2 protein-coding genes are annotated in these 11,767 nt (G+C 71.1%); one reads left to right on the top strand and one right to left on the bottom strand.

The window, feature by feature from the left end:
• Positions 1 to 8: 8 nt before the first annotated feature.
• Positions 9 to 9,701, bottom strand: coding sequence for a non-ribosomal peptide synthetase (locus HAV18_RS32895; protein WP_166964295.1), 9,693 nt, complete (start codon positions 9,699 to 9,701; stop codon positions 9 to 11).
• 273 nt (positions 9,702 to 9,974) lie between these two features.
• Here HAV18_RS32895 and HAV18_RS32890 point away from each other — a divergent pair, with 273 nt between their 5' ends.
• A complete protein-coding gene (locus tag HAV18_RS32890; protein WP_166964293.1) occupies positions 9,975 to 11,720 on the top strand; it encodes a cyclic peptide export ABC transporter in 1,746 nt (581 codons plus the stop codon).
• The last annotated feature ends 47 nt before the right edge of the window (positions 11,721 to 11,767 follow it).

Here is an 11,767-nt window from a genome sequence, read left to right as displayed (position 1 = left end):
CGTCGTCCTTATTGGGTTTCCAGTTCGCCGAGCAGCGCGTCGATCGCGCTCGCCGCATCGGTCGCGCCGCGTGCCGCGCAGGCCGCGTCGATCGCTTGCGCGCAGCGCGCCAGCGTGCGCGTGTCGAACAGCGTGCGCAGCGGCAACGCGAGCCCCCAGTGCAGGTTCGCCTGCGCGTGGGCCTGCGTCGCGAGCAGCGAATGGCCGCCGAGCAGGAAGAAATCGCCGTCGCGACCGATCGCGTCCACGTGCAGCACGCGTTGCCAGATCTCGGCGAGCGTGCGTTCCGTGTCGGTCGCGAGTTCCACTTCGGCTGCCGTTTCGCGCACCGGCGCGGGCAGCGCATGGCGGTCGCACTTGCCGTTCGGCGTGACGGGCAACGCATCGAGTTCGATCAGCTGCGACGGCACCATGTAGGCCGGCAGTTGCGCGCGCAACGCGTCGAGCAGCGCCGCACGGTCGAGCGGGCCCGCGTCGCCGCGCGCGACATAGCCGATCAGCTGCTCGTCGCGCACGATCACGACCGCATCGTTCACGCCGGGCGCCGCGCGCAGCAGCGCCTCGATCTCGCCCGGCTCGATCCGCTGGCCGCGCAGCTTGACCTGCGTATCGACGCGGCCGAGGTAGTCGAGCGCACCGTCGGCACGCCGACGTGCGAGGTCGCCCGTGCGGTACATGCGCGCGCCCGGGACGAACGGATCGGGCACGAAACGCTCGGCGGTCAGCGCCGGACGGCCGAGATAGCCGCGCGCGAGGCCCGCGCCTGCGAGATACAGTTCGCCGGTCGCGCCGGCCGGCACCGGCTGCCACGCGGCATCGAGCACGTGCAGTTGCAGGTTCGCGATCGGATGACCGATCGGCACCGCGACCGCAAGCGCGTCGTCGGGGCCGCACGTCCAGTGCGACACGTCGATCGCGGCCTCGGTCGGCCCGTACAGGTTGACGAGCGTCGCGTTCGGCAGCAGCCGCGCCATTTTCGCGACGAGTTCAGGCGCGAGTGCCTCGCCGCTCGCGACGATCAGGCGCACGCTGTCGCATTGCGCAGCGGCCGCGAAATCGTCGAGATACGCGGCGAACGCGGCGAGCATCGACGGCACGAAGTGCAGCACCGTCACGCCGTGCGCATGGATCGCGGCCGCGAGACGCGCCGGATCGCGATGGTCGCCGGGCGCGGCGATCGCGAGCTTCGCGCCGATCGCCAGCGGCCACACGAATTCCCACACCGACACGTCGAAGCCGAATGGCGTCTTGTGCAGCACGACGTCGTCGCGCGTCAGCCGGTATGCGTGCTGCATCCACGCGATCCGGTTCGCGAGCGCGCCGTGCGTGTTGCCGGCGCCCTTCGGCTTGCCGGTCGAACCGGACGTGTAGATCAGGTAGGCAAGCTGTGCGTCGTCGATCTCGGCGGCCTCTCCGCCGTCGTCGTTGTCGATTTCATCGGCGAGCAGGTCGGCAACCGTCAGCAACTGTGTTGTTGCACCGTCGCCCAGCGCGGCCTCGACCTGCTCACGCAGATGGACCTGAGTGATCGCGACGGCCGGCCGCGCGTCGCGCAGCAGATACGCGATGCGCTCGGCCGGATAGTCGGGATCGACCGGCAGGTAGGCCGCACCGCTCTTCAGCACGCCGACCAGCGCCATCACCATGTCGAACGAACGCTCGACGCACAACGCGACCGGCGTATCGGGCCGCACGCCGCGGCGACGCAGCGCGGCCGCGATGCGCGACGTACCGACGTCGAGTTCGCGATAGGTCGCGCGATGCACGCCGCCGTGAACGTCCGTGTATTCGAGCGCGATCGCGTCGGGCGTCGCCCGCGCCGCATCGGCGAATTGCAGGTGCAGCGGCTGTTGTTGCGACACCGGCCATACATGCGCGGTGTCCTGCGCCAGCGCGTCGCGGGTGATGTCATCGGCGATCGACAGCGTTCCGAGCAGCGCATCCGGCGTGCGGGCCAGCGCGTCGAGCGCGCAGGCGAACGCGCGGTGCCAGGTTTCAACCTGCCGCGCATCGACGCGCGCGGTGTCGTAGCCGTAGTCGATCGTCAGCTCGGCACCGCTCTCGATCACGAGCGTCAGCGCGAAATCGGTGGCTTCGATGCTGCGCACGCCGCTCAACGCCAGCGCGCGCGGATCGGCGTCGCGCGCCGTGTCGTCGACCGGGTAGTTCTCGAACACGACCAGCGTGTCGAACAGTGCGCCGCCCGCACCGCGCGCCCAGCGCTGGATGTCGGCGAGCGGCGTATGCGCGTGCTCGGCGGCCGCCGCGTTGTCGCGTTGCAGCGCTTGCAGCCAGTCGGCCGCGCGTTGCTGCGGCGCCGGCGCGGTGATCACCGGCAGCGTGTTGATGAAGAGACCGAGCACCGAGTCGACGTCCGCGAGTGCGTCGGGACGGCCCGCGACGGTCGCGCCGAACGCGACGGCCGGCTGGTGCGTCATCCGCTGCAGCGCGAGCGCCCACGCGCCCTGCACCAGCGTGTTGACGGTCAGCTTCAGGGCGCGGGCCGCCTGCGCGACGCGCGTCATCGCGTCGGCATCGAGCGTCGCGCGCCACGTGAGCATCTCGGCATCCGCACGGTCGGCCGTGCGTTCCGCGATCAGCGTCGGGGCGTCGAGTCGTGCGAGGCGTTCGGTCCAGAAGCGTTCGTCGGCGCCGCGGTCGCGCGTGCCGAGCCACGCGATGAAGTCGCGATAACGCAATGCCGGGCGGCTCGCGAACGGCGACACGGCGTCCGGGTCGCGATAGTCGCGCAGGACGTCCGCGAGCAGGCGCGCGGTACTCCAGCCGTCGAGCAGCACGTGGTGACGCGTCCATACGACGCGCCATGCGTCGTCGTTCACGCGGATCAGCGTGAGCCGCATCAGCGGCGGCTCGCGCCAGTCGAAGCCGCGTGCACGATCGGCCGCGAGCCATGCGTCGAAATCGGCGTCGAGCGTGTCGCCGCGCGTGCGCCAGTCGAGTTGCTCGACCGGCATCCGGGCGTGGCGATGCACGCACTGCAGCGGCGCGGCTTCGTCCGGCATCACGCTCGTGCGCAGAATGTCGTGACGTGCGACGGACGCTTCGAACGCGGCTGCGAGCCGGTCGGCGTCGAGCGCGGCCGCGGTCGCGACGAGCTGGTTCACGTAGCTGGCATGCCCGGGGGCGAACAGCGCATGGAACAGGATGCCCTGCTGCATCGGCGACAGCGGATACACGTCGTCGATCGTGCGCCAGTCGAGCGGCGTGCGTTCGATCGCAGCCTGCGTGAGGCCGGCGGCCTGCGCGAGCGGGAAATCACCCGGCGTCGCACCGCCGCCGCGATGCGCAACGCGCGACGCGCACGCATCGACAAGCTCACGCAGCGCCGCCGCGAAGCGTTCGGCAAATGCGTTGATCGTCGCGCGCTCGAACTGCGGTGCACCGTAGACCCAGTGCACTTTCAGCGTGCGCGCGCCGTCGCGGTCCGTATCGAGGTACGCGTGGATCGCGAGCGCATTGCCGAGCGGGCCTTGAGGATCGCGCTCGACGCCGGTGCCACCAAAGCGCGGCACGAGCGTTGCATCGCGCGGCGCGTCGAACTGGCCAAGGTAGTTGAACGTGACACGCGGGCGCGGCACGGCGGCCAGCGCCGCGCGCGTCGCCGCATCGCCGTAGTGCGCGAGCACGCCGAAGCCGAGCCCCTTGTTCGGCACCGCGCGCAGCGTGTCCTTGACCGCGCCCAGCGTGTCGCGCGCGGTGGCCGCGACGGGCAGCGTCACCGGGTAATGGCTCGTCAGCCAGCCGATCGTGCGGCTCGCGTCGGCATCGTCGAACAGCGCCTCGCGGCCATGCCCTTCCAGTTCGACACGGCACGATGCGGCGCCGCTCACGCCGGCCAGCGCCAGTGCAAACGCGGCGCCCAGCACTTCGATCGTCTGCGTGCGATAGGCGGCATGCGCATCGGTCAACGCCGCCCGGGTCAATGCCGCGTCGATCGTCTGCACGACGACGGCGGCATCGGCGTTCGTCGCCGTTGCGTCGGGGTGATCGGGCACGACGTCGTCGCCCTGCGCCATGCCGGCCCAGTACGCCGCTTCGGCCGCGAACGGCGAAGCCGGTTCCGTCGCGGCACGCGCGAGCCTTGCGGCCCATGCGTCGGCGCGCAGGCCGGGCTGCGACAGGTGGACCGGCGTCCGTTCGCAGGCGGCGCGGTAGGCCGTGTCCAGGTCGTCGAGCAGGATGCGCCACGACACGCCGTCGACGATCGCATGGTGAATTGCCAGATAGAGCTGCGTCGAGCCGTCCGGCAAGCGTGCCGCGCATGCGCAGGCGAGCGGCCCGCGGCCGAGGTCGAGACGGCGCTGCAATGCGTCGAAGCGCGCGAGCGCGTCGGTTTCGTCGCGTGCGGCGACTTCGACGAACGGCAGCGCATCGTACGGCTTCGCGGCATCGCTGGCGTGCCACGTGCCGTCCGCGCCGCGCGCGAAGCGCTGGCGGAACGCGTCGTGATGCGTCAGCAATGCGTCGAACGCACGCGCGAATGCATCCGCGTCGAACGGCCCGCGCACGTCGAACGCCACCGACTGGTTCCAGTGGCCGCGATGCGGGATGTCGAGTGCGAAGAAGCGTTGTTGCGCGGGTGTCAGGACCTGCGCCGTCAGCGGTACGCTGGCAGCGGCCACGAAAGCAGGCTGCGTGGTGGCGGTTGCGGTGGCAGCCACGTCCTCCGTCTTCGCAATGCGCGCAAGCTCGGCCACCGTCGGGCCGTCGAACAACTGCTTCGGCGTGAAGCGCACGCCACGCTTGCGCGCACGTGCGATCACCTGCAACACGAGGATCGAATCGCCGCCGAGTTCGAAGAAGTTGTCGTCGCGGCCGACCTGCGGGGCTTTCAGCACGGCCTGCCAGACTTCGGCGAGCACCGTTTCGACCGCGCCCTGCGGCGCGTTGCCGGACGCAACCGCGACCGGCGCGGCCGCGAGTTCGCGCAACGCGGCGCGATCGATCTTGCCGTTCGCGGTCACCGGCAGGCGCGCGAGCGCGACGAACTGCGCGGGCACCATGTAGTCGGGCAGCTTCGCGGCGAGCGCCGTGCGCACGGCCGCCTCGTCGAAATTCGCGCCGTCGCGCATCACGACGAACGTCGCGAGCCGCAGGCGGCCGTCGTGTTCGATCGCGAGCGTTTCGGCCTGCGCAACCAGGCCGGCCGCACGCACTGCCGCACTCACCTCGCCCGGTTCGACGCGGTAGCCACGAATCTTCACCTGGTCGTCGATGCGGCCGAGGAACGCGAGACGGCCATCCGCGCGCAACCGGACGCGGTCGCCGGTACGATACAGCCGCGCGCCGGGCGCAAACGGATCGGGCACGAAGCGTTCGGCGGTCTGCGCCGGGCGCCCCAGGTAGCCGCGCGCGACGCCCGGCCCGCCCAGATACAGTTCGCCGGTCGCGCCGGCCGGCACGCACGCGCCGAACGCGTCGAGCACCAGCGCGCGCGCATTCGGCAGCGGCAGGCCGAGCGGCACGCCGCTCGCGGGATCGCGCGCATCGGTGGCGATCGACGCCGTGTCGCATGCAATCGCGCCGACCGTCGCTTCGGTCGGCCCGTAGTGGTTGATCACGCGGCAGGCCGGCGCAAGCGCGGCCAGGCGCGCGACGAGCGCCCACGTGAGCGTTTCGCCGCCCGTCACGAGCGCATGGCGCGGCAGCACGTCGGCCGGCACGCGTGCGTCGAGCAGCGCCTGCAGGTGGCTCGGCACGATCTTCAGCACGCCGACGTCGCGGCGGCGCATCTCGTCCGCGAACGCATCCGGGTCGAACGCGCACGCTGCCGGCAGCAGGTGCAGCGTGCGGCCCGCGCACAGCGCGCCGAACAACGTCGTGTGGCCGAGGTCGGCCGCGACGGTCGACACCATCGCGAACGACGCGTCCGGCGCGAACGCGAATTCGTCGAGCATCCCTTGCACGTAGTCGGCCAGCGCGCCGTGCGACACGACGACGCCCTTCGGCGTGCCGGTCGAGCCCGACGTATAGATCAGGTACGCACCCTGCTCCGGATGCGGTGCAATGCGCACGCCGGCCGCATGCGCGAGCGTCGCGTCCTGCGCGAGCGTCGCGTCCTGCGCGAGCGTATCGACGTCGAGCGGCTGTGCGTCGATGCCGGCCGGCCAGGCGGCGGTATCCGCGACGAGCGCCCAGCGCGCGCCGCAATCGGCTGCCGCCGCGGCCAGTCGCGCGGCCGGCTGGGCGGGATCGAGCAGCACGGCCAGCGCGCCGGCCTTCAGCGCGCCGAGCAGGCCGACGACGAAACGCGCCGTGCGTTCGATGCAGACGATGACGGACGCTTCGGCGCCCACGCCTCGCCCGGACAGCGCGCGTGCGATGCGGTTCGATGCGTCGTCCAGTTCGCCGAACGTCAGCGACGTCGACGCATCGGCGAGCGCGACGCGATGCGGATACGCGGCCGCCTGCCGCGCGAACGCGGCGACGATGTCGGCATGTTCGACCTGCAGCGCCCGGCCGTCGCGCGGCTGACGCGAAGCGGCCGACGCGTGGCACGGCAGTACGGCCGTCGTCTGGTGCGGATCGCGTGCGGCCGCACCGACGAGCGCCGCGTAGCTGTCGAGCCACGCGTGCGCGGTGTCCGCATCGATACAGTCGGTCGCATAGGCCGCGACCAGTTCGATGCCATGCGCATCGTCGGTGAAGTCCACGGCGAAGTCGAAGCGCGCGGCGAGATCGGGGCCCGGCGTTGCAACTGCCGTCGCGCCCGGCAGCACGCTGTCGTGCCGCGCGTCGAACTGCTGCGCGAATTTCACACGCAGCCATTCGGCGCCGCGCTTGACCGGCGGCTTCACCGCGTCGACGACGCGCTCGAACGGCACGTCCTGGTGGGCGACCGCGTCGAGCGCCGCCGTGCGCGCCGCATCGACGAGCGCGCGGAACGGCAGCGTGGGCGCCACCCGCACCCGCAGCGCGACCGTATTCAGGAACAGGCCCAGCAGTGCACGCGTTTCGGGGCGCTGACGGTGCGCGACCGGCACCGCGACCACGACATCCGTTGCGCCGGTCAGGCGCGACAGCCACGCGTCGAGCGCGGCCAGCAGCACCGTGAAGACGGTTGCCTGCGCATCGCGCGCGAGTTGCCGCACGTCGGCCGCGACTGCATCGGGCAGCCGCACCGACACGCGCGCGCCTTGCAGCGTGCGTGCGGCGCCCGGCTGGCGGTCGACCGGCAGCGCGAGCGGGCCCGGCACGTCGCGCAACGCGCCGCGCCAGTAATCGAGCTGACGTTCGCCCTCGCCACCGGCCAGCATGTCGCGTTGCCAGTCCGCATAGTCGGCGTACTGGATCGGCAGGTCGGGCAGCGACGGTGCGCCGCCTTCCGCATACGCACGATAGGCCGCCGACAGTTCGTCGAACGCGCAACGCGAGCTCCAGCCGTCGGTGATCGCGTGATGGGCGGTCAGCAGCAGGCGGTGACGGTCGCCGGCGAGTGCGACCAGCGTCGCGCGCAGCAGCGGGCCGCGCGCGAGGTCGAACGGTTCGGCCGCATCGCGCTCGGCGAGACGCGCGGCTTGCGCGTCGCGGGCGGCGGGCGGCTGGTCGCGCAAGTCGACGTCGACGATCGACACCGGCAGATGCGCATGAATCCGCTGCATCACGACGCCGTCGTCGTTGTCGACGAGCGTCGTGCGCCACGCTTCGTGGCGGCCGATCACATGATCGAGCGCGCGTTGCAGCGCGTCGCGATCGAGCGTGCCGTCGATCGTCCAGTGTGCGGCGATGTGATACGCGGCGCTCGCGTCACGTGTTTGCGCGAGCACCCAGAAACGTTGCTGTGCGAGCGATGCGGCGCGATCGACGTGCGGCGCGCACGCTGCGGCTGCATCGGCCGAATCAGCCGTCATACGGCGTGCGGTAATCGCGGCCAGCGGTTCGCCGGTTTCGCGTTCCGCACGATCGACCGCCTCGGCCAGTTCGGCGAGCGCCGGATCGGCAAACAGCGTATCGAGCCGCAGGTTCACGCGTACCGCGGCACGGATCGCGGCCTGCAACTGCATCGCGGCGAGCGAATCGGCGCCCAGCGCGAAGAAGCGGTCGTCGCGCGACGGTACGACATCGAGGCCGAGCAGCGTCTGCCAGAGGCCGGCGAGCTGCTGTTCGGTCGGCGTGCGCGGTGCGTCGCCGCCACCTTGCGCCGTGTCGCGCGCGGCGGCAATCTTCTCGAGCAGCGCGGCACGGTCGATCTTGCCGTTCAGCGTATACGGCAGCGCATCGCAACGCACGAACCGGTGCGGCTGCCAGGCGGCCGGCAGTTGCGCGGCCACGTGCGCCTTGAGCGCCGCATCGTCGGCCGCCGCGCGCAGTGCGACGCATGCGATCAGGCGCGTCGGCCCGTTGCCGGTTTCGGCGACCACGGCCGCGTCGGCCACGGCCGGATGCGAGCGCAGGCACGCGGCGATTTCAGCAGGCTCCACACGCACGCCGCGCACCTGGACCTGGTCGTCGAGGCGGCCGAGATAGTCGAATGCGCCGTCGTCGCGCAGCCGCGCGAGGTCGCCGGTGCGGTACACGCGCGCACCAGGGTCGCCATCGGCATCGGGAATGAAGCGTTCGGCCGTCAACGCCGGGCGGCCGTGATAGCCGCGCGCGACGCAAACGCCGCCAAGCAGCAATTCGCCCACGCCATCTGCCTCGTCGCCATCGACACGCGCGACGCGCGGGCCGATCACGCGACCGATCGGCAACGACGCATACGCATCGTCGGCGGCCAGCGCGGGCGTCTCGCCCGGTTCGACCGGCCACAGCATCGGCGAAATGACGGCCTCGGTCGGCCCGTAACCGTTGATCAGGCGTACCGACGGGAACGTGCGGCGCACGAATTCGAACGCCTGCTGCGGCAGCGCTTCGCCGCCGAACGCGAGCACGCGCAATGCCGGCGGCACGCCGTCGCGCGCGGCCACCGTGGCGAATTCGCGCAGGTACGCGGGCGGGAACGCGGCCACGTTGACCGATTCACGCACCATCAGCGCATGCGCGGCATCCGGCGCGAACGGCTGCGGCGGCGCCACGACGATGCTCGCACCGGTCGCGAGCGGCGCGAGCCAGCATTCGTGCGCGGCGTCGAAATTGACCGACGCGAAATGCAGCAGGCGGTCGCCGCCCTCGATCGGCAGCGCGGCCGCGAGCGCGTCGCAGTGCGCGGCGAGCGGCCCGTGTTCGACGACGACCGCCTTCGGCGTGCCGGTCGAACCCGACGTATAGATCATGTAGGCGGCCGAACGCGGGTGAACGGGCAGCGCTTCGTCATCCGCGGCGAATGCCTGGCCATCCGCCGCTTCGGCTGCCGCGTCGAACGCGTGTTCGAACGGCGCGCCGAGCGCCGCGCGGCCGGCCGCGTCGACGATCCCGTGCCGCAGTTGGGCATCCTGGACGATCCAGTCGAGGCGCGCGGCCGGATGGCGCGGATCGAGCGGCACGAACACGCCGCCCGCCTTCAGCACGGCCAGCAGCGCGACGAACAGTTCGCAAGAACGCTCGATGCACACGCCCACCCGCACTTCCGCGCCGACGCCGGCCGCGCGCAGTTGCCGGGCCAGCTGCGACGCCCGCGCGTCGAGCGCGCCGCGCGACAGGCGCAAGTCGTTCTGGAAAGGTGCCGCGATTGCGGGTGCGTCGGGCGCGATGCGCGCCAGTTCGCGGATTCGGTGATGCAGCGCAGTCGGGAAACTCGTCATGTGCGTGAAGTCCTTCGGTCCGGCCGCTTCGGCCAAGTCTCGGGGCCGCTTGGGGCGGCTTCACTGGTGTGACGAACGGCGCGGCCGATTTTTTACCGTTTTGCGCTCAAAGTCTGTGCGAACGCTTTTTTCGAACACGCCGTTAAATATTTGCGCGGCCCGTTCGTCTATCAGGGAGGAAAGCCGGAACGGGGCCCGCACCTCGCCCGCCGCTTTCGCGCCAGTTTTGCCGTTTCCGCGTTTTCGCCCGCCTTCCCTTTACCGACGTTGCCGATGACAGCTGCCCACGAGCCTTCTTCCCCGCCGTCCCTCGACGCCTCCCCCGCCCGCCCCGCGGCGCGGCTGATCCTCGCGCTGCTGCGCGAAAGCCGCGCGTCGCTCGCGCTGGCGCTCACTGCGTGCGTGCTGAACGGCGTCGCGAGCGTGCTGCTCGTCGCGACGCTGAACCGCGCGCTGTCGCAGCCGGGTGCCGGCGACACGTCGCTCGCATGGCGGTTCGCGCTGTGCGCGGTGATCGCGCTCGTCACGCGGATCGTGTCGGGCACGCTGTTCGCGCGCCTGTCGCAGGACACGATGGCGCGGCTGCGCGTGCATCTCGCGCGGCGCGTCGGCGCGGCCGAACTGCGCGACATCGAGCGGATCGGCGCAGCACCCGTGCAGTCGGTGCTGACCGACGACGCGACCAACGTGTCGATGCTGTTCTTCGCGCTGCCGAACCTGGTCATGCACGGCTCGATCGTGTTCGGCTGCCTCGGCTATCTCGCGTGGCTGTCGTGGCCGGTGTGCCTGCTGGCGCTGGCCGCGATCGTCGCCGGCTCGCTCGGCTATCACACCGGCGATCGCCGTGCGATCGCGTCGCTCGAAGCGGCCGGCCAGGCACAGGACCGGCTGTTCGGCTATCTCGGCTCGCTGTTTTCCGGCGCGAAGGAGCTGAAGCTGCACGATGAACGCGCACGCCAGTTCGTCGACGGCCAGCTCGGTGCCGCGATCGGCGAAGTGCGCGACCACCGCCGCCGCGCGTTCAGCGCGTACGCGGTCGGCGTCGGCTGGATCATCTTCCTGTTCTATGCGTTCCTCGGCGTCGCGTCGTTCTGGCCGCAGCTCGGCGTGCATGCCGATCCGGCCACGGCCGCCGGCTACGTCGTCGTGTTCCTGTTCATGCTCGTGCCGCTCGACGGACTGCTGAACAACCTGCCGACCGTCAACGCGGCACGCGTATCACTGACGCGGATCGAAGGCGTGATGGCCGAATTCGGCGCGCTGCGCACGGTGCCGCCCGCGGCCGACGCACCCGACGTGCCGCCGGCCGGCGCCGTCACGCTGCGCGGCGTCACGCATGCGTACTTCCACGAGCGCGACGAACGGATGTTCAGCGTCGGGCCGATCGACCTGACGATCAAGCCGGGCGAGCTCGTGTTCATCGTCGGCGGCAACGGCAGCGGCAAGACGACGCTCGCGAAGGTGCTGACGGGACTCTACGAGCCGGAGGAAGGCACGATCGAGGTCGACGGCCGCCCGATCGGCTGGCGCGAGCGAGCAGCGTATCGGCAGCGCTTCAGCGCGGTGTTCAACGATTTCCACCTGTTCGATGCGCTGCTCGGCATCGTCGATCCTGACGATCCGTCCCGCGCGCAGGCCGATGCGCGCGCGAACGCGCTCGTCGCGAAGCTCGCACTCGACCACAAGGTAAAGGTGGTGGACGGCGCGTTCTCGACCCGCGCGCTGTCGACCGGGCAGCGCAAGCGGCTCGCCCTCGTCGTCGCGTACCTGGAGGACCGGCCGTTCTACCTGTTCGACGAATGGGCGGCCGACCAGGATCCGTCGTTCAAGGCCGTGTTCTACGAACAACTGCTGCCCGAGCTGCGTGCGCGCGGCAAGGCCGTGATCGTGATTACGCACGACGACCGCTACTTCGACCTCGCCGACCGCTTGTTGAAGCTCGACAACGGGCGCATCGTCAGCGATACGACGCCGGCACGGTCACGCGCGCAGGATGGCGTCGACGCGCTGAGCGCGTAATACGGCAGTCGATGGAAAAAATCGCCGACGCGCTGCAACGGCAGTGC

This window comes from Burkholderia sp. D-99 (genome assembly GCF_011605345.1).
Classification (GTDB): domain Bacteria; phylum Pseudomonadota; class Gammaproteobacteria; order Burkholderiales; family Burkholderiaceae; genus Burkholderia.
This window is presented reverse-complemented; position numbering and strand designations above follow the sequence as displayed.

What these genes read in the sequence shown, in the direction of transcription:
- HAV18_RS32895 (WP_166964295.1), bottom strand. Translation starts at nt 9,701, where the DNA reads ATGACGAGTTTCCCGACTGCGCTGCATCACCGAATCCGCGAACTGGCG.
- HAV18_RS32890 (WP_166964293.1), top strand. Translation starts at nt 9,975, where the DNA reads ATGACAGCTGCCCACGAGCCTTCTTCCCCGCCGTCCCTCGACGCCTCC.